Genomic DNA, 19,433 nt, shown 5'->3' on the forward strand with positions numbered 1-19,433 from the left:
AGGTCCTCAAACTGCGTTGCTCCTACCGGCACGCTGGCGGACTGCCTGTCACTTGCCTTACGCAGTTGCCAGGCGGGATGACCGTTATTCGGTATCGGTGTACCCCTTGAACACCAGGGTTTTAAGCGCGCCATCCACACCCGCCTGACACCGCTTGCTAGGTGTTGTTCGCCACTGCTAGTTGGCGGCGCCGGCTCCGCTGTTGCTGTACTCGTAGAAGCGGTTGGGCGAGTTGCTGCAACTGCTGATGCAGAACGGCCGGCTTGCCGTGGAAGCATTCCAGGGTGCGGTCTTGCGGATGTGACTGCCCAGGGTGGAGTCGCGTACGGTGACCTGGCCATTGGGCGATGTACCGTTGACGTACGCGCTCAGGCTGCTGACGCCTTCATCCCAGGCACGACCCAGGTAGGTCTGGTTGTCGGGTGAGCCGGAGACGGCAACAAAACTGCTGTTGATGGCCAGGAAGCCGTAAGTGGTGCCTGGCCGCGTGCTGGGCGCAAAGATGTAGCCGCCACGGCTGCTGCCCAGGCGCGCACCGATGGAGCGGATGGTGGCGGTGTCGAACACGCCGATACCCGAGCCGAAGATGAAGTCCACATCGCCATCGATCGTGCTGTTCTTGAAATACGCACGATTTATGTTGGCCGCGTTGGTCGCGCTGATCAACAAGGTGTCCTGGTTGCCGGTGATCGTCACGTCCTCGAAACTGGCCTTGTCGCCGCGTACCGCCAATGCGACTGCCGACTGGTTGTTGTCGGTGTAAGTCCCTTCGACATAGTTGTTGTCGATGCGCAAATGGCGTGCCTGGAAGTCGGCGGCGCGTACCGTTACCGTCGCGCTGTTGGAAGTGCCTACGGTGGTGGCCGACGCATTGCTGGCACAGGCATGGCTCGCCGTGCCGGCCGGCTTGGGCGTGGGGTTGGCGTTGTTGAAACGGATGACGGTATCGCCAGCGGACGTGCCAAGCCCGAACACCGTCAATGGCGGTGCATTGGCAGGCACGCACACCAGTTCGGTATAGGTGCCCGCCTTGATGCTGATGTAGCGACGGGTGCTGCCACCTGCCGCCACTGCCGCATCGATGGCCGACTGCAGGCTGCGGTAACGCGTCGAGCCATCCGCTGCCACGGCATAGTCCGCACTGAGCAGGGCAACGCCTGCGGTGGGATTCCAGTTATCGGTGACCAGGGCGTTGATCGGGCCGGCCTTGGCCAGCGCCCTGGTGATCGTATAGGTGCTTGCTTCGCTGCTGGTGAGCTGCGGCCGCGTGGCGGTGCCGGTGAGTGCCACCGCATCGACGCTGACCAGCGTCAGCAGTGCAGCGGCAATGCAGGTCGTACGAACGTGCGAGACGGACATGGTGTGGCGCTCTCTTGGAAAGGGACGCATGCATGTTGGTTGCCAGCGGTTGCTGGCCACAGCGTGAGCCACCGGTCAGATGGGATGTGTTGCCAGTCGTCGTTGGACGGGAGCTGAAACACGTCGCCACCTGTGGGGCAGGGCGATGGTACTGCCGGGGTCGCTTGTTGGCGGCGGGCCGGGCGAAGCAATGTGCAGGATTTGCTGGGTGGTCACGCTTTGAATCAGGACCAGGTCGCAACGTGCATACCAGCGCATGCGTACCCACGTGCGTCGATGCGGCGATGCAACGCGCTGGTCATCACATGCCGTGGGCACGCGGCCTTCCAGACTCAATCACCCGCGTAAGACGCGCATGTCAGGAATGCAAATGACCGATCCAAAAGAGCTGCAGGATAAATTCTGGAAAGCCTTGAAAGCCGATCGCACCGTGATGCTGGGCCTGGATGGTGTGGAAGACGGTCATGCACGTCCGATGACCGCGCAGATCGAAGGCGACAGCGGCGGCCCGATCTGGTTTTTCACCTCCAAGGACAATGCATTGATTGCGATGCTGGGGCAGGGGCGGCGGGTGATCGGCGCTTTCAGCAGCAAGGGACATGATCTGTTCGCCAGCATCAGTGGTTCGTTGCGCGAAAACACCGACCGAGCGGTGATCGATCGCCTCTGGAATCCGCATGTGGCTGCCTGGTACGAAGGCGGCAAGGACGATCCCAAGCTGGCGCTGCTGCGCCTGGATCCCGATCATGCGCAAATCTGGCTCAACGGGTCCAGCCTGCTGGCCGGTATCAAGGTGCTGCTTGGTATCGACCCCAAGAAGGACTATCAGGACAAGGTGGCGGACGTTCCACTGCGCTGATGTTCACGCACGCATACGCGGCTGGAACGGCCGCGTATGCACGATGGTGTCTCTGCACTTGTCATCTGCACGCGCCGAGGGCAGGAGTGCCGCTTGCAGCGCGTGCCAGTGCATGAGCCCTTGGCGTGGTTGTCCGCACCCGTGTCAATCGCCGCCTTGTTGAACTTGCCCACGCGACACTGATCGGTGCTTCACCAGCTCAGAACACCGGGCGGCGCAATCATCGTGTGCCAAGGCACGGCGCGCTTATGTCGCAGTGCTCAACGAGGAGACGGACATGCAGCAGATTGAAATCGGCCAGATGGTATTTTTACGCGATGGCGAAATTGGCGTTGGCGCGGTGCGCGATCTTCGCAACGACGGTACCGAGTTGGTGATCAATATCGAAAATGGGGGCGATTTCGTCCTGCCGGTATCGGCGGTGCGCGACGTGCATTCCGGCAAGGTGTTATTGGATGTCGATCGACTGCCCGAGGACGTGCGCAATGCATTGCGTCATGTGCATGACAGCGAACTGCGGACCAGCACCTATGCCGCAAGCAACCCGCAGGATGGCGCGCTGCGGTAGCGGCCATTGGCGGGCATCATCACGTCACGGTGCACGCCAGGGGTGTTCATGAGGGGTGTTCATGAAGGCACGGTGGTAAAGGTGTGCGCAATGCGCCTTGCCTTGCGCCTTCGTTGGTTTGGCACGGATGTCATACATGGCATGGCTGCTAGCGACCTTGCTCAAGATCGATCCCAAGCCTATCTGGTCAGGTCCTTACGCGTCCGGCAACAAAAATGTACGTGGCACCGCATCGGCAGGCCCGTCCGATGGCAACGCCGGTTGTTCTGCTTCATCCTTGAGTTGCACACCGGACAACTTGCGGCGGAACGATTCGCGCAGCAGAAATGCAAGTTTGTGTGTGGCGTCGGCGTAACTCAGTCCTTCGGCGCGGATGTTGGAGATGCAATTGCGCGCGGCATCGGTCAAGCCGACGCGTGGCGTGTAGGTGAGATACAGGCCAAGACTGTCGGGCGAGCTCAAGCCCGGCCGTTCGCCGATCAACACGATCACCGCGCGTGCCTGGAGCAATTCGCCAACCTCGTCGCCAATCGCGACGCGTCCTTGTGCAACCAGCACCACCGGCGCCAACGACCAATTCTCATGCGCAGCCAGGGCATCGATCTGTTCGAGCATGGTCGCCGCATGCCGATGCACGGCAAGCGCAGACAGCCCGTCAGCGACCACCACCACGACATCCTGCCCGCCGCCATGGACGGCGGTAAGCCCGCGCAGGTGCGTGGCAGCATCGTCGGCCAGGCGACGGCCCAGGTCCGGGCGTTGCAAATAGGCGTGTCGATCCATCGCAGCGCTGTGCAGCAAGATGCTGGCGCGCCCGCGTTGGTCCAGCGTGGCCTGCAGTGGCGCCGGGTCGAACGCCAGATGCACCGCATCGCGCGCCTGCGCATGGGCGAGCTGAAAATCCAGATGGGCTGCGGTAGGCAGGCTGGTACCGACCCGTCCGAGTGCGATGCGCGCAGGAGTGAGCCGACGCAGTTGCGCCCAGGCATCGCGCGGAACTCTTGTGGGGTCGCTCATTGCGGTGATCCGCTGGGGAAATGCGACAGTGCACGGCGAAACGCTGCAGGCACCTCGCTGCCGAGTACAAACCGCCCGTCCTGCTGCAGTCGCAGGATGCCCTGCCGTTCCAGCCATTGCTCGAATTCGGGCGCCGCCCGCAGACCGAGCGCCTGACGCGCATACAGCGCATCGTGAAATGACGTGGTCTGGTAGTTCAGCATCACATCGTCCGAGCCGGGAATGCCCATGATGAAGTTGATGCCGGCAGTGCCGAGCAGGGTCAGCAAGACATCCATATCGTCCTGGTCGGCTTCGGCATGGTTGGTGTAGCAGATATCGCAACCCATCGGCACACCGAGCAATTTGCCGCAGAAATGATCCTCCAGCCCCGCACGGATGATCTGTTTGCCGTCGTAGAGATACTCCGGGCCGATGAAGCCAACCACGGTGTTGACCAGCAATGGCTTGAATTGTCGCGCCACTGCATAGGCGCGCACTTCGCAGGTTTGCTGATCCACACCGTGATGCGCGTTGGCCGACAGCGCGCTGCCCTGGCCGGTTTCGAAATACATCACGTTGTCGCCCACGCTGCCGCGGCGTAGCGACAGACCCGCCTGGTACCCCTCGCGCAATAGCGCCAGATTGATGCCGAAGCTGGCATTGGCGGCTTCGGTACCGGCGATGGACTGGAATACCAGATCCACCGGTACGCCGCGGTTGATCGCCTCGATGGTGGTGGTGATGTGCGCCAGCACGCACGACTGGGTGGGGATCTGGTAGCCGGTGATCACCGCGTCGAGCATGCGCAGCAAGGCGCTGGTGGCGGCCAGACTGTCGCTGGCCGGATTGATGCCGATCACTGCATCGCCGTTGCCATACAACAGACCATCCAGCACGCTGGCGGCGATGCCGGTGGCATCGTCGGTGGGATGGTTGGGCTGCAGGCGGGTGGACAGGCGCCCGCGCAGTCCAAGCGTATTGCGAAAGGCAGTGACCACGCGGGTTTTCTGTGCCACCAGGATCAGGTCCTGCACCCGCATCAGCTTGGATACCGCGGCCACCATCTCCGGCGTCAGCCCGGGGGCGAGTGCGGTCAGCGCGGCTTCGTCGGCCTGCGCGCTCAACAACCAGTCGCGGAAGCCGCCAACGGTGAGATGCGCGACAGCAGCGAACGCCGCCGCATCGTGCTGGTCGACGATCAGCCGGGTGACTTCGTCCGATTCATAAGGCACCACAGCTTCGTCGAGGAAATGCCGCAGCGGCAGATCGGCCAGCGCCATCTGCGCTGCCACGCGCTGCAGCCCCGACTCGGCTGCCAGCCCGGCCAACCGATCGCCCGAGCGCGCCGGCGTGGCCTTGGCCAACAAGGTCTTGAGGTCGGCAAACCGGAACTGCTCGCCGCCAGCCGTGAACGCAAAGCCGCTCATCTGCTGCTGGCCGTCGCGGAGGCCTGGCCGCGCAGGCTCAGCACGCAGCACGCTGCGCCAAACAGCAGCAGACCAACGAAGATCAGCGCCACAATCGGGTTGAACCAAACCATGGCGACCAGGCACACCAGCGCCAGCAGCAACGCGATCGCGGGCACCACCGGATACACCGGTGCGCGGAAGCTGCGCTCCAGCCCCGGTTCGCTGCGTCTTAGCTTGAACAGGCTCAGCATGCTCATCACATACATCACGATGGCGCCGAACACCGACATGGTGATCATTGCCGCGGTCAGCGACATGCCCTGGATCTTGATCACGCTGTCGCTGCAGATTGCGGCAATGCCGATGACGCCGCCGGCCAGGATCGCCCGGTGCGGAGTGCGGAAGCGCGACAGCGTGGCCAACCCGTGCGGCAGGAAGCCGGCGCGGGCCAGTGCGAAGAATTGCCGCGAGTAGCCCAGGATGATGCCGTGGAAACTGGCCACCAGCCCGAACAGACCGATCCACACCAGCATGTGCAGCCAGGTCGAGCTATTGCCGACCACCGCCTTCATCGCCTGCGGCAGCGGGTCGTTGATGTTGGACAGCTGGCGCCAGTCGCCCACGCCGCCGGCAAACACCATCACCCCCAGCGCCAGCACCACCAGGGTGAGAATGCCGGCGATGTAGGCACGCGGGATGGTGCGCCTGGGGTCCTTGGCTTCCTCTGCGGCCATCGCCGCGCCTTCGATCGCCAGGAAGAACCAGATCGCGAACGGAATCGCCGCAAAGATGCCGGAAATCGCCGCCGGGCCGAACACGTCGCTGCCGGCCCAGCCATTGGCGGCGAAGCGCGCCACGCTGAAGCCCGGTGCCACCACGCCCATGAAGACCAATAGTTCGATCACTGCCAGCAACGTCACGATCAGCTCAAAGGTGGCCGCGATCGCAACGCCGACGATGTTCAAGCTCATGAAGACCAGATACGCGCAAATGGCGGCCACACGCGGATCCAGCGTGGGGTATTGCACATTCAAGTACGCACCGATCGCCATTGCGATGGCCGGTGGCGCGAACACGAATTCGATCAGCGTGGCCAGGCCGGCGAGCATGCCACCGTAGGTGCCAAACGCGCGCAGGCTATAGGCGAACGGTCCACCGGCATTGGGAATGGCCGTGGTCAGCTCGGTGAAACTGAAGATGAAACAGGTGTACATCACCGCCACCAGCAGGGTGGTGACCAGGAAGCCGAGCGTGCCAGCCGTGCCCCAGCCATAGCTCCAGCCGAAGTATTCGCCGGAAATCACCAGGCCCACCGCAATTCCCCACAGCTGCCAAGTGCCGAGTGTGGGCTTGAGTTGCTCGTTGCGCATGTCGCACATCTCCTGCAGTTGGGGGAGGGGAGACGAAGCACGCCCGACGCCGAAGCGATGGACCGACCGTCAGCAACTCAAGCGTCCACCTGCAGCGACGCGACGGTCGTTTCGGTTATACCGTAAAGCCCGCTGGAGAACACAAGCACAACGGGTAGGTCGCCGCCGACCGGGTGTGTCGCGTTCCGGCGCAATGGTCGTGGTTTGCGTTTTTCTTCTGGCGCCGCAGGGTATGGCCCGTTGTTAAATTAAGGGGGCCTGATCCAGTGGTCGCGATGCATCAAATAGTGGGGTCGTCGCAGAGTGACTCTGCAGCCGCACGCGAAGGCGGATCGGGATCATGGTCCATCAACGGCGGGGATGCGACCATTCGGTGTCATCCCGCTGACGACTGCGCCGCTAGTTGGGGCGCGCCGGTTCTGTCACGGTCCAGCGGGCTGCATGAACTCGATGGAAATATGGTCGGGACCAGACACGTAGGCGGTGAGCGTTCCTGCTCTCGGACCTCCCGGAATCGGCAGCGGCTTGCCCTTCGCCTTCCATCCGGCCGCCTCGACACGGCAGATGGCCGCATGGATGTCCCGGACGGTCAGCGCCAGATGGGCGGCCCCGATCGCACCCGCGCTGTCCGGCGACTGCCCATTCCGACGACCTTTGGAATATTGCAGCAACTCGACGATGAATCCGTCCGGAGCCTTCACGATTGCCGTTCGCACGCTCGGATCATCCACGCCTGTGACCTGATGCAGGAAATCGCCGCCCATCTCTGCCTGTCGTTCGAGCGTAAACCCCAGGGCCTCGGTCCAGAACCGGATAGCCTCGTCAAGAGATGAAACGGCAAACCCGATGTGATCAACGTTGGCCACGCCTGCAGTGCTATCCACTGTTGCGGCTCCGTTTCAGTACGTCCGAGACGCGATAATTTGTGTGAGGAAACTCAAGTCAGCAGAAGACCGGGTTGGCCAAGTAGGCTCTTGTAGAAAACGTAAAACAGCGTCTTCAATGCCACCGCACGTCAAGAGGCGATCTTTCGAACGCTCTACTTCGCCCGCTCAAGCACCAGCAACGGATCGATGCGGGTGTCGAACCAATTCATCCCCCAATGCAGATGCGGCCCGGTCGCGCGCCCGGTCGCCCCCACTGCGGCAATCACCTGGCCTTGTTCCACGCAGTCCCCGACCTTGACGTCGATCCGCGACAGATGCAGGAAATTGGAGCTGATACCGAAACCGTGATCGAGCAGCACCGTGCCACCGGTCAGATAGAGATCCGGTGCAGCAAAGGTCACCACGCCGGCAGCCGGCGCCTTGACCGGCGTGCCGGTCGGCACGGCAATGTCCATGCCGGAATGGCCGGCGCCAGGCTGGCCGTTGTAGACCCGCGCGTTGCCAAAGCGGCCGCTGATCCGGCCCTGCACGGGCCAGATGAACGGCTGCGCGAAATCCGGGCGTGCATCGTCGCGATCGCGGGCCGCGGTCACCTGCGCCTGCTCGCGCTTGATGCGCTCGGCGATCGCCGCTGGCGGGTTGACCGTTTTGGGCGGCACGCCATTGACGCGCTCGGTGGGCCAATCGCGCGGCGTCACTGCCACGCTGGCCGTGCGCTGGCTGCCGTCGGGCAGGGTGACCTGCACCTGCAACGGGCCAGTGGCATCGCGGCCGATACCAAACACCACGCTGCCATAGCCGCTGACTCGCAGGTGACGGCCGGCATACTGCACCTTGCTGCCGGCCGGCACCTTGCCGATCACCATCGCGCCCTGCGAGGCGCTGGCCGGGAACACCACACCGGCTTCGTCGGCAGCCTGCGCTTGCGCAGTGGCTGCGCCGAGCACGGCCGGCGCAAGCGCCAGCCATGCGCCAAGCACGACTGCACGCATCAGCGGTCGAAGGTCAGGCGCTGGCCGGCGGCGCTGCCGACCAATTGCTCGCCGTCCCACACCAGTTGCCCGTTGACCCAGGTTGCGGCGATGCGCGAACGGAACGTGGTGCCCTCGAACGGCGACCAGCCGCACTTGGACAACACCTGCTCGCGCTTCACGGTGAATGGCGTGTTGTCGATCATCACCAGATCAGCGAAGTAGCCCTCGCGCAGGAAGCCGCGCTGTTCCACATCGAACAGCTGCGCCGGCGCGTGCGCGAACTTCTGCACGATGCGGGTAATCGGCAGCTTGCCTTCATGCACCAGCTCCAGCGCGGCGACCAGCGCGTACTGCACCAGCGGTAGGCCTGAAGGCGCCTGTGCGTACGGCTTCTGCTTTTCTTCCCAGGTGTGCGGGGCGTGGTCGGTGGCGAGCACGTCGATCACGTCGTCGGCCAGCGCCTGGATCAGCGCCAGGCGGTCCTCGGGATCCTTGATCGCGGGATTGCACTTGATCAGGTTGCCCAGCCGCGCGTAATCGCTGCGATCAAAGCGCAGGAAGTGGATGCAGGTCTCGGCGGTGATGCGCTTGCGCAGCTTGCCGTCGGCATCGACCAGCGGGCCGGCCTCGAACAACCCCAGCTCGTCGGCGGTGGAGATGTGCAGCACGTGCAGGCGGGTGTTGTGCTTGCGTGCCAGCGACACCGCCAGCTGCGAGGACTTCAGGCAGGCCTGCCGCGAGCGGATGTCCGGGTGCATGTCCGGCGTCAGCGCATCGCCGTACTTTTCCTTGTACTGCGCCATCGTCGCATCGATGGTCGGGGTGTCTTCGCAGTGGGTGATGATCGGTGTCGGCGCGTCGCGGAAGATCGCGTCCAGCGTCTCGGGGTTGTCGACCAGCATGTTGCCGGTGGAGGCGCCCATGAACACCTTGATGCCCGGCGCGGTCTTGGGGTCCAGCGACTGGATCGCGGCCAGGTTGTCGTTGCTGGCGCCCATGTAGAAGCCGTAGTTGGCCCAGGCGCGCCCGGCGGCCGCGTCGTACTTGGACTGCAGCGCGGCCGCGTCCAGGGTCGGCGGGTTGGTATTGGGCATGTCCATGAAGCTGGTCAGGCCACCGGCCACGGCGGCGCCGGATTCGGTGGCGATGTCGCCCTTGTGGGTCAGGCCCGGCTCACGGAAGTGCACCTGGTCGTCGATCATGCCCGGCAATACCCAGCGCCCGGCTGCGTCCACGACGGTGTCGCCGGGAGCAGGGGAGATCTTGCTGTCGATCCTGGCGATGCGGCCGCTCTCGATCAGGAGATCGGCGTCGAACTCCTTGCCTTCATTGACCAGACGGGCGTTGATGATGAGGGTTCGGCTCATGGATGAGGTCCTTTGCAGCTGCAGGAAGAGGGCGGGGGCGAGGAAGAAGGCGTGGGCGCGTCGGGCACCGGATCGAAACCGCCGGGATGGAACGGATGGCAGCGGCCGAGCCGGCGTGCGGCCAGCCAGCATCCGCGCAGCGGGCCGAAGCGGCCGATGGCGGTCATTGCATACTCCGAGCAGCTGGGCGCAAAGCGGCAGCGCGGCCCGAGCAGCGGGCTGATGAACAGCTTGTAGAAGCGCAACAGCGCAATGAGCAGGCGTGAGATCACTTGCCAATGATATGCCAGTTGCATTAATAGGTGGTTGCCGGGGGTCCGCGGGGTACGTTATAAAGGCCCGCTTTCCCGGGCCCCGGGGGAACCAAGGAAGAGCGTTTCGTGGCTGCTAAAAAACCTGCAAAAAAGGCCGTCCAGGCCGCCAAGAAGTCCGCCAAACCCGTTGCGAAGAAGGCAGCGGCGCCTGCTGCTGCAAAACCGGCCTCCAAGAAGGCCACGCCGGTGACCAAGCAGCCTGCTGCCAAGAAGGCACCTGCGACCAAGGCCGTTGCCAAGAAGGCGCCGGCCGCCAAGCCCGCAGCCACCAAGCCCGTGAAACCTGTCGCCAAGACGACCGCTGCCAAGCCGGCGGCGACCAAGGCAGCGCCTGCTGCCGCCAAGCCGGCCGCCAAGCCGGTGGCGTCCAAGTCCGTACCGAAGCCGGCCGCCAAGCCGGCTCCGGCCAAGTCAGTCCCGGTCAAGGCTGAAAAGCCCGCGCCCGCACCGGCCCCCAAGGCCGTCCCTGCGAAGCCGGCAAAGCCTGCGACCCCGTCACCTAAGAATCCCGTGCCCGTTTCGAAATCTTCCGCAAAAACGCCAACCAAAACCGAATCCCCCGCCAAGCCCGCTGCGACCCGTCCGGTCGGCAAGGTGGCCGTGGCCGTGACCTCCAAGCCGGCCAGCCCGGCGGCCAAGACCAAGTACAAGGTGGTCGATTACAAGACCGACGAGGCCACTGGTCGCCCGATCCTGCCCAAGGGCTACAAGCCTGCGGCGGACGAGGAGTACATGAGCACGCTGCAGCAGGAATACTTCCGTCAGCGGCTGCAGAGCTGGCGCAACGACCTGGTCGAAGAATCCAAGCAGACCATCGAAAACCTGCGCGAAGAAGTGCGCGATATCGGCGACGAAGCCGAGCGTGCCACTCGCGAAACCGAGAACTCGCTGGAACTGCGTACCCGCGACCGTTATCGCAAGCTGATCGGCAAGATCGATAGCACGCTCAAGCGTCTGGAGGCCGGCGATTACGGCTTCTGTGTCGACACCGGCGAAGAAATCGGCCTGGATCGCCTGGAAGCGCGTCTGACCGCCGAACGCACCATCGACGCCCAGGAGCGTTGGGAGCATCTGCAGAAGCAGCAGGGCGACTGATCGTCCTGCCGGCTGACCAAAGCCCCGCCACGTGCGGGGCTTTTTTGTGGGTCGCCGGGTGCGCCCAGGTGGCGTATGGTGGCTACAGAGCGGTGCCGAGACGCGGGAACTGTGGCAGGAGCCGGACAACATGCAGCGAGCAGCGACCTTGATGGGGATAACCTGCGCGCTGGCCTTCAGCGTCGCGCAGGCGGCGCCGGTGCTGGACCAGAACGAGCAGCGTGCACTCCCCCAAGCGGTGGCCGACGCGCTCGATGCACAGTACATCGACCCGGGCCTGGCCAAGCGCATGCGCCAGGCCTTGCGGCAACACGCGGCGCGTGGCGATTATGCGGCCATCGCCGATCCGGCGGCGCTGGCCAAGCGGCTCACCGACGACCTGCGTGCGGTCAGCCACGACGGCCATCTGTGGCTGGAATACCACCCCGAGGCCGCGCGCGACGAACCGTTAACCCCCAGCCGCGCCGAACTCGATGCCGCGCGGCCGGCAGTAGCGCGCGACAACTTCGCCTTCGACAAGGTCGAGCGGCTGGCCGGCAATATCGGCTATCTGAAGTTCCGCATCTTCGCCTACCCCTATCTGGCCGCAGCCACGGCCAGTTCGGCGATGGATTTCGTTGCTCACAGCGATGCCCTGATCATCGATCTACGTGACAACGCCGGGGGCGACCCGGCGATGGTGGCCTACCTGGCCAGCTATCTGTTCGACGAACGCGTGCGCCTGAACGATATCTACAGCCGCAGCAGTGGCAGCAGCGAGCAATACTGGACCACGCCCGGCCTGCCGGGCCGCGCTTTCGGCGGGCGCAAGCCGCTGTACATCCTGACCAGCCGCCAGACCTTTTCTGCCGCAGAGGATTTCGCCTACGCGCTGCAGACGCTGGGCCGCGCCACCATTGTCGGCGAGAGCACCGGCGGCGGCGCGCACCCAAGCCGCGGTTTCAAGGTCAGCGCGCATTTCGTGGCGGTGGTGCCTTACGCCAGGTCGGTCAGCCCGATCACCCATACCAACTGGGAAGGCAGCGGCGTGGTGCCTGACGTCACGGTATCGGCCGCACAGGCGCAGGACACCGCTTACCGCCTGAGCATCGAGCGATTGATCGCGGCCAGCTCCAATCCCGACGAAGTTGCAGGGCTACGTGCCTTGCTGGAGCCCGGCAGAAGGCAGGACTAGCGCGTGTCGGTTGCCTTGCAGTGTGTGCAGAGCGGCGTGTAGCGGATCGGAAAGGATATGCATTGGAGCCGCGTGGGTAACCGCACGCCAGGCAGCATCGCCTATTGCAGCTCGCGCAGGTCCAGTTTGCGCAGGCGCGGCGCCTTCCAGGCGGTGGTCGCCACCACGCCCAGCGTGACGCAGCCGCCGATGACCACGGCCGGTACCAGTCCGACCAGACGCGCCATCACCCCGTCGTAGAAGGCACCCAGCTCGTTGGACGAGCCGATGAAGATGCCGTTGATCGACGACACCCGCCCGCGCATCGCATCCGGGGTGGCCAGTTGCAGGATGGTCTGGCGCACCACCACCGAGACGCCGTCGCACATGCCGTACACCAGCAGGATGGCGGCCGACAGCCAGAAATGGCGGGACAGGCCAAAGGCGATGGTGCAGAGCCCGAAGCCGGCCACCGACAGCATCAGCACCCGTCCGGCATTGCGTTGCAGCGGGTGTCGCGCCAGCCAGACGCCCACCACGATCGACCCCAGCGCCGGCGCGCCGCGCAGAATGCCCAAGCCTTCCGGTCCGTAGTGCAGGATGTCGTGGATGAAGGCCGGCAGCATCGACACCGCGCCGCCCAGCAGCACCGAAAACATGTCCAGCGCCATCGCGCCCAGCATGATCTGATTGGAGAGTACGAACTGTGCGCCTTCGGCGATGCTGCGGAAGATCGGCGCACGTGGGCCGTCGTTGATCGGTTCTTCCACGCGCAACAGCGCCAGTGCCAGGATCGCCAACAGAGCCACGCTGGCGGCCACTCCGTAGGCCAGGCCCTTGCCGCCCCAGCCAACCAGCACCCCGCCCAGTGCCGGGCCGATCACCATGCCGGCCTGGAAGGTGACGCTGCCGATGCTGGCGCCGCGTGCGTAGGCCTCGCGTGGCAGCGCGCGTGCGAACAAGGCGTTATAGACCGGTGACAGGAACGAGCGTGCCGCCCCGGTCAGCGCAATGGCCGCATAGATCGGCCACACGCCTTGCGCCGGCAGCCATCCATGCGTGATCGCCAGCAACAGCAGCGCGGTGCTGACCAGGCCCAGCACCGCCAGCATGCCGAGCCGCCGCCGTGGCAGGTGATCGACCAGGTAACCGGCAAATGGCGCGATGCAGAAGAACGGCAGGATTTCCGCCAGCCCGATCAGGCCCAGCGACAGCGGGTTGCGGGTGATCTCGTAGATATGCCAGCCGACCGTGACCGCCACGATCTGGTACGACAGCATCGCCGCGACGCGATACAGCAGGACCAGGCCGAAGCCGGGATGTGCAAACAGCGTGCGCAGCGAATCGGCGGGCGAGGGTGCGGGCGCGCTCACTGTTGCGCGCGTGCGGTGTCGCGGATGAAGGCCAGCATGGCGGCCACGCCGTTGCTGCGGGTCGGCGACAGGTGCTTGGCCAGGCCGATGCCGGCGATGTAGTCCGGCTCGGTCGCCAGGATGTCCTGCGCGCTACGTCCGGAGTACACCCGTAGCGCGAGATAGATCAGGCCGGACACGATCGCCGAATCGCTGACGGCATGGAAATCCAGCCGCTCGGCGCTGCCCTCGGGCACGATCCACACCATCGATTGGCAGCCGTGCAGGCGATGCTCTTCAGTCTTCCACTGCTCCGGGAAGGCGGGCAGCTTGCGACCCAGGTCGATCAGGTATTGGTAGCGCTCGGACCAATCGCCGAAGAAGGAAAACTCCTCTGCAATGGCGGCCTGCGCCTCGGTGGCAGTGGGTTCGAGCGGGAAGGGGGAGTTGGTCATCAAGGTTCCAGAATCGTTCGCAAAAATCCGGGGGCGTTCGGTCAAGGCCCCTCTCCCGCCGGGAGAGGGGTGGGGTGAGGGTACGGGCGAAGCCTCGCCGGAATTCGATGCGGGTGGCTTCGCCCATCTCAAAAAAAGCGATGCATGTGGCTTCGCCCGTACCCTCATCCGCCCCTTCGGGGCACCTTCTCCCGCGCGCGGGAGAAGGATCTGAAGGACGCAGGCAAGCGGTCAGGCGCGTTTCCAGCGTACGCCTTGCGGGGTGTCTTCCAGGACGATGCCCTCGTCGGCGAGTTGCTTGCGGATGGCATCGGCACGGGCGAAATCCCTGGCCTTCTTCGCGGCGCTGCGCTCTTCGACCAGGGTGGTGATGCGGGCATCGTCGCCGGCATCGGTGCCGCGCGAGAACCAGGCAGCCGGGTCCTGCTGGAGCAGCCCGAGTGCCAGGCCTGCGCCCAGCAACCGGGTTTTGATCTCACGCAAGTCGGCGCGACGCGCGGAGGCGTCTGCGTCCTGTGCCAGCTGACTACGCAGTGCACGCGCTTCTGCGGCGATGCTGGCGATGATCGACAAGGCCTGCGGCGTGTTGAGGTCGTCATCCAGTGCAGCCTCCACCTCGGTGGGAATCGCCGGTGACGCGCTCCCGCCCGGTGCGTCGCCTGCGTCCAGCGCGGTCACGTCCCGCAACGTCCCGTACAACCGGTCCAACGTGTTCTTGGCCTGTTCGATCAAGCCGTCCGACCAATCCAGCGGCTGCCGGTAGTGCGCGCTCAGCAAAGCGTAACGCAGCGCTTCGGGCGGATGCCTGGCGATCAGGTCGTGCACGGTCTCGATGTTGCCCAGCGACTTGCTCATCTTGGCGCCGCTGAAATTGAGCATGCCGTTGTGCAGCCAGAACCGCGCGAAGGTGGCGCCGCCATGCGCGCACTCGCTCTGCGCGATTTCGTTTTCGTGGTGCGGGAACTGCAGGTCCACGCCGCCGGCATGGATGTCGATGGTGGGGCCCAGGTGGGCGGCGGCCATCGCCGAGCATTCGATATGCCAGCCGGGGCGGCCGCGGCCCCACGGCGACTCCCAGCCGGGCAGCTCGTCGCTGGACGGCTTCCACAGCACGAAGTCGCCGGGGTCGCGCTTGTACGGCGCCACGTCCACGCGGGCGCCGGCCAGCATCTCGTCCGGGTCGCGCCGCGACAGCTTGCCGTAGCCATCGAAGCTGGCCACCGCAAACAGCACATGGCCTTCGGCGGCGTAGGCATGTCCGCTCTCGATCAGCTGCTCGATCATCGCCACGATCTGCGGGATATGCGCGGTGGCTTCCGGTTCGATGTCCGGCGGCACTACACCGAGCGCGGCCATGTCCTGGCGATAGATGGCGGCGAAACGGTCGGTGATGACGGAGATCGGCACGCCTTGCGCCTGCGCGGCAGCGTTGATCTTGTCGTCCACGTCGGTGATGTTGCGTGCGTAGCGCAGCGCGCCATAGCGCCGCCGCAACAGCGCGGCCAGCACATCGAACACCACCGGACCGCGGGCGTTGCCGATATGCGCGTAGTTGTAGACGGTGGGGCCGCACACGTACAGGGTGGGGCTGGCGGGATCGAGCGGCGCGAACGGTTCGACCCGCCGCGTCAGGTTGTTGTGCAGGCGCAGGCTCATCGGCATCTTGAAAGGGGCAACCTCGCGATTCTAGCCGGTCGCAGCAGTGCGGCGAACCGGTTGGGTGGCCCGGCAACCGGATGGGCTGCGTTCAGCCCCGGAGATCACAAGCTCCATACACTTACGTATTGCCTGGCTTCGCCACCTTGCTCCTGATGCGACTTTTCCCGTTCTCCGTGCTGTGCGTGCTGGCCTGGCAGATAATGCCGGCACATGCGGCAGATCCCGAGGTCAAAAACCGGGTCGTCGTGATCGAAAACGTCAAGCTCGACTACGCCCAGGTATTGAACGTGGAGCCGGTGTACCAGACCTTGCGCGCCACCCGGATCGAGGAGCAGTGCGAGGCCGAGCAGGCCGCCCAGGTTGCGGTGGCGCCGGCCGAGGACGAGGGGCGCATCAACCGCATGGTGGATTCGGTCAAGGAAATGTTCTCGCGTCGCCCCGAGCCGGCCGCGCCGGTCGCGGTGCCGCCGACCAGCACGCGCCGCAACTGCAAGGTGGTGGAAGTGCCGCGTGAGTTCCGCCGGCCGATCGCGTTCGACGTGGACTACGTCTACAAGGGCACCAAATACCGCTCGCGGCTGCCGGAGGACCCAGGTAACCGGCTGCGGATCCGCGTCTCGGTGACCCCCTATATCCCCGACGCCATCGTTGCCCCGCCGCGGTGAGTGGCCCAGCGGTTGCGCGGTGCCCGCATGCATGCGAGGATTCGCGCCCTATGCAAGCAAACGCCTTTCAGCACGACACCAGCGCCGCCCGGATGGCTTCCGGCATGACTTCGCGTGCCCGCCGACCGGAATCCCACATTTTCGCTGGGTAACCGGAGCGTTTTGCTGCCTGTTTTCGAAAACCCAGCCCCCAGGCTGGGTTTTTTCGTTTTGGCGTCACAAAAGTTTCAACCGCAAGAAACGCGCATGTCGCGCACCCCGTCGCTCCTGACGGACCACGCAGCAGCAGCACGCAGCAAAGGATCGATCGATGTCACTGAAGCACTTCTTGAACACCCAGGACTGGAGCCGCGCCGAACTGGACGCGCTGTTGACCCAGGCCGCGCTGTTCAAACGCAACAAGCTGGGAAGCGAGCTGAAGGGCAAGTCGATCGCGCTGGTGTTCTTTAACCCGTCCATGCGCACCCGCACCAGCTTCGAGCTGGGCGCGTTCCAGCTGGGCGGGCATGCGGTGGTGCTGCAGCCGGGCAAGGATGCGTGGCCGATCGAGTTCAACCTGGGCACGGTGATGGATGGCGACACCGAAGAGCACATCGCCGAAGTGGCGCGCGTGCTCGGTCGGTATGTCGACCTGATCGGCGTGCGCGCGTTTCCGAAGTTCGTCGACTGGTCCAAGGACCGCGAGGACCAGGTGCTCAAGAGCTTTGCCAGGTATTCGCCGGTGCCGGTGATCAACATGGAGACCATCACCCACCCGTGCCAGGAGCTGGCGCATGCGCTGGCGCTGCAGGAACACTTCGGTACCAGCGATCTGCGTGGCAAGAAGTACGTGCTGACCTGGACCTACCACCCCAAGCCGCTCAACACCGCAGTGGCCAACTCCGCGCTGACCATTGCCACCCGCTTAGGGATGGACGTGACTCTGCTGTGCCCGACGCCGGACTACATCCTGGACGAGCGCTACATGGGCTGGGCGGCGCAGAACGTGGCCGAAAGCGGTGGCTCGCTGCAGGTGAGCCACGATATCGACAGCGCCTACGCCGGTGCCGACGTGGTGTATGCCAAGAGCTGGGGCGCGCTGCCGTTCTTCGGCAACTGGGAACCGGAAAAGCCGATCCGCGACCAGTACCAGCACTTCATCGTTGACGAGCGCAAGATGGCGCTGACCAATAACGGCGTGTTCTCGCATTGCCTGCCACTGCGTCGCAACGTCAAGGCCACCGACGCGGTGATGGATTCGCCCAACTGCATTGCCATCGATGAGGCAGAGAATCGCCTGCATGTGCAGAAGGCGATCATGGCTGCGCTTGCTTCGCAAGCGGGAATCGGGAATCGGGAATAGAGAATCGCAACAGCAAGAACGTTGACCCCCACTTTTACGTACCAAGGAAACGATGATGAGCACTGCTTCCACCATTCCCGATTCCCAACTCCCGATTCCCGGCAGCACCAAGGACATCGTCCTGGCGTTCTCCGGTGGCCTGGACACCAGCTTCTGCATCCCGTATCTGCAGGAGCGCGGCTACGCCGTGCATACCGTGTTTGCCGATACCGGTGGCGTGGATGCCGAAGAACGTGAGTTCATCGAGAAGCGCGCCGCCGAGCTGGGTGCGGCCAGCCATGTCACTGTCGATGGTGGCCCGGCAATCTGGGAAGGCTTCGTCAAGCCGTTCGTGTGGGCGGGCGAGGGCTACCAGGGCCAGTATCCGTTGCTGGTGTCGGACCGCTACCTGATCGTCGATGCCGCGCTCAAGCGCGCCGAAGAACTGGGCACGCGCATCATCGCGCACGGCTGCACCGGCATGGGCAACGACCAGGTGCGTTTCGACCTGGCGGTGAAGGCGCTGGGCGACTACCAGATCGTCGCGCCGATCCGCGAGATCCAGAAGGAACACACCCAGACCCGCGCCTACGAGCAGAAGTATCTGGAAGAGCGCGGTTTCGGCGTGCGTGCCAAGCAGCAGGCCTACACCATCAATGAGAACCTGCTGGGCCTGACCATGTCCGGCGGCGAGATCGATCGGTGGGAGGCCCCGGGCGAGGGCGCGCGTGGCTGGTGTGCGCCGCGCAGTGCGTGGCCGACCGACGCATTGACGGTGACCTTGAAGTTCGTCGAAGGCGAAGCGGTGGAGCTGGACGGCAAGCCGCTGCCGGGCGCCAAGATCCTGGCCAAGCTCAACAGCTTGTTTGCGCAGTACGGCGTGGGCCGCGGCGTGTACACCGGTGACACCGTCATTGGCTTGAAGGGCCGCATCGTGTTCGAAGCGCCGGGCCTGATCTCGCTGCTCACCGCGCACCGTGCGCTGGAAGATGCGGTGCTGACCAAGCAGCAGAACCGCTTCAAGCCGGACGTGGCGCGCAAGTGGGTGGAGCTGGTGTACGAAGGCTTCTATCACGACCCGCTCAAGACCGACATCGAGGCATTCCTGAAGTCCTCGCAGTCCAAGGTCAACGGCGAAGTGGTGCTGGAAACCCGCGGTGGCCGCGTCGATGCGGTGGCGGTGCGCTCGCCGCACCTGCTCAACACCAAGGGCGCGACCTACGCGCAGTCGGCGGATTGGGGCGTGGAAGAGGCGGAGGGCTTCATCAAGCTGTTCGGCATGAGCTCCACGCTGTACGCGCAGGTCAACCGCTGAGGTGACCTGCGCAGGCAGCCCGCATCTTCCTTCTCCCGCGTGCGGGTGAAGGTGGCGCATTGCGCCGGATGAGGGCGACGAGCTGCATGCCCCCATCCGCCCTGTCGGGCACCTTCCCCCGCAGGCGGGGGAAGGGTCAAATGGATGCGCGTTAGAACGACAAACCACACGCTGTCTGACGCAATCAAAAAGTCCACCCACACGCTGCCGACGCAATAAGACGCGATCAATGACCACGCTGCTCGACAACACACTGACGCATCTTCCTTCTCCCGCGTGCGGGAGAAGGTGGCGCACAGCGCCGGATGAGGG

18 protein-coding genes are annotated in these 19,433 nt (G+C 64.6%); 7 read left to right on the forward strand and 11 right to left on the reverse strand.

Annotation, left to right across the window (positions count from 1 at the left end):
* Positions 1 to 177: 177 nt before the first annotated feature.
* Entirely contained in the window at positions 178 to 1,359 is a 1,182-nt protein-coding gene (locus A7D17_RS19805) for a putative acyl-CoA thioester hydrolase (RefSeq protein ID WP_064510670.1), read from the reverse strand.
* 355 nt (positions 1,360 to 1,714) lie between these two features.
* On the opposite strand from A7D17_RS19805, the gene A7D17_RS19810 reads away from it, so the two are divergent.
* Complete coding sequence (locus A7D17_RS19810) at positions 1,715 to 2,218, forward strand: pyridoxamine 5'-phosphate oxidase family protein (protein ID WP_193395371.1); 504 nt, start codon at positions 1,715 to 1,717, stop codon at positions 2,216 to 2,218.
* Positions 2,219 to 2,495: 277 nt separating this feature from the next.
* Positions 2,496 to 2,786: a hypothetical protein gene (locus A7D17_RS19815; protein WP_064510761.1), complete on the forward strand. Its 291-nt coding sequence runs from the start codon at positions 2,496 to 2,498 to the stop codon at positions 2,784 to 2,786.
* Between the two features lie 195 nt (positions 2,787 to 2,981).
* On the opposite strand, the gene eutC is transcribed toward A7D17_RS19815, so the two are convergent.
* The 7 genes from eutC to yidD all read right to left on the reverse strand — a co-directional run bounded on the left by eutC (position 2,982) and on the right by yidD (position 10,088).
* The gene (gene eutC / locus A7D17_RS19820) at positions 2,982 to 3,803 is read right to left on the reverse strand and encodes an ethanolamine ammonia-lyase subunit EutC (protein ID WP_064510672.1); all 822 of its coding nucleotides are present in this window, start codon (positions 3,801 to 3,803) and stop codon (positions 2,982 to 2,984) included.
* A complete protein-coding gene (locus A7D17_RS19825; protein WP_064510762.1) occupies positions 3,800 to 5,212 on the reverse strand; it encodes an ethanolamine ammonia-lyase subunit EutB in 1,413 nt (470 codons plus the stop codon). Before A7D17_RS19825 ends, eutC begins: the two co-directional genes overlap by 4 nt.
* Positions 5,209 to 6,573: an ethanolamine permease gene (eat, locus tag A7D17_RS19830; protein ID WP_064510673.1), complete on the reverse strand. Its 1,365-nt coding sequence runs from the start codon at positions 6,571 to 6,573 to the stop codon at positions 5,209 to 5,211. Before eat ends, A7D17_RS19825 begins: the two co-directional genes overlap by 4 nt.
* A gap of 413 nt (positions 6,574 to 6,986) precedes the next feature.
* On the reverse strand, positions 6,987 to 7,430 hold the full coding sequence (locus tag A7D17_RS19835; RefSeq protein WP_064510674.1) for a VOC family protein: 444 nt from the start codon (positions 7,428 to 7,430) through the stop codon (positions 6,987 to 6,989).
* Positions 7,431 to 7,603: 173 nt separating this feature from the next.
* The gene (locus tag A7D17_RS19840) at positions 7,604 to 8,443 is read right to left on the reverse strand and encodes a M23 family metallopeptidase (RefSeq protein WP_064510675.1); all 840 of its coding nucleotides are present in this window, start codon (positions 8,441 to 8,443) and stop codon (positions 7,604 to 7,606) included.
* The gene (locus tag A7D17_RS19845; protein WP_064510676.1) at positions 8,443 to 9,792 is read right to left on the reverse strand and encodes a dihydroorotase; all 1,350 of its coding nucleotides are present in this window, start codon (positions 9,790 to 9,792) and stop codon (positions 8,443 to 8,445) included. Before A7D17_RS19845 ends, A7D17_RS19840 begins: the two co-directional genes overlap by 1 nt.
* A complete protein-coding gene (gene yidD, locus A7D17_RS19850; protein WP_064510677.1) occupies positions 9,789 to 10,088 on the reverse strand; it encodes a membrane protein insertion efficiency factor YidD in 300 nt (99 codons plus the stop codon). Before yidD ends, A7D17_RS19845 begins: the two co-directional genes overlap by 4 nt.
* An 84-nt stretch (positions 10,089 to 10,172) precedes the next feature.
* Here yidD and dksA point away from each other — a divergent pair, with 84 nt between their 5' ends.
* Positions 10,173 to 11,201 (forward strand): RNA polymerase-binding protein DksA, encoded by a 1,029-nt coding sequence (gene dksA / locus A7D17_RS19855; RefSeq protein ID WP_064510678.1) that lies wholly within the window; start codon positions 10,173 to 10,175, stop codon positions 11,199 to 11,201.
* A 151-nt stretch (positions 11,202 to 11,352) separates the two neighbouring features.
* Positions 11,353 to 12,375: a S41 family peptidase gene (locus tag A7D17_RS19860; RefSeq protein ID WP_239692257.1), complete on the forward strand. Its 1,023-nt coding sequence runs from the start codon at positions 11,353 to 11,355 to the stop codon at positions 12,373 to 12,375.
* Positions 12,376 to 12,476: 101 nt separating this feature from the next.
* Here the strand turns inward: A7D17_RS19860 and A7D17_RS19865 are convergent, their stop codons facing one another.
* From A7D17_RS19865 to cysS, 3 genes are all read right to left on the reverse strand, one after another.
* Positions 12,477 to 13,727, reverse strand: coding sequence for an MFS transporter (locus tag A7D17_RS19865; protein ID WP_064510679.1), 1,251 nt, complete (start codon positions 13,725 to 13,727; stop codon positions 12,477 to 12,479).
* Complete coding sequence (locus A7D17_RS19870; protein ID WP_064510680.1) at positions 13,724 to 14,161, reverse strand: SufE family protein; 438 nt, start codon at positions 14,159 to 14,161, stop codon at positions 13,724 to 13,726. The genes A7D17_RS19865 and A7D17_RS19870 overlap by 4 nt, the downstream gene beginning before the upstream one ends.
* 231 nt (positions 14,162 to 14,392) lie before the next feature.
* Positions 14,393 to 15,817, reverse strand: coding sequence for a cysteine--tRNA ligase (gene cysS, locus A7D17_RS19875; protein WP_064510681.1), 1,425 nt, complete (start codon positions 15,815 to 15,817; stop codon positions 14,393 to 14,395).
* A 155-nt stretch (positions 15,818 to 15,972) separates the two neighbouring features.
* Here cysS and A7D17_RS19880 point away from each other — a divergent pair, with 155 nt between their 5' ends.
* From A7D17_RS19880 to A7D17_RS19890, 3 genes are all read left to right on the forward strand, one after another.
* On the forward strand, positions 15,973 to 16,485 hold the full coding sequence (locus A7D17_RS19880) for a hypothetical protein (protein ID WP_064510682.1): 513 nt from the start codon (positions 15,973 to 15,975) through the stop codon (positions 16,483 to 16,485).
* 310 nt (positions 16,486 to 16,795) lie between these two features.
* Positions 16,796 to 17,827 (forward strand): N-acetylornithine carbamoyltransferase, encoded by a 1,032-nt coding sequence (locus A7D17_RS19885; RefSeq protein ID WP_064510683.1) that lies wholly within the window; start codon positions 16,796 to 16,798, stop codon positions 17,825 to 17,827.
* Positions 17,828 to 17,879: 52 nt separating this feature from the next.
* On the forward strand, positions 17,880 to 19,121 hold the full coding sequence (locus tag A7D17_RS19890; protein ID WP_425479647.1) for an argininosuccinate synthase: 1,242 nt from the start codon (positions 17,880 to 17,882) through the stop codon (positions 19,119 to 19,121).
* Positions 19,122 to 19,433 lie beyond the last annotated feature (312 nt).

This window comes from Xanthomonas floridensis (genome assembly GCF_001642575.1).
Taxonomy (GTDB): domain Bacteria; phylum Pseudomonadota; class Gammaproteobacteria; order Xanthomonadales; family Xanthomonadaceae; genus Xanthomonas; species Xanthomonas floridensis.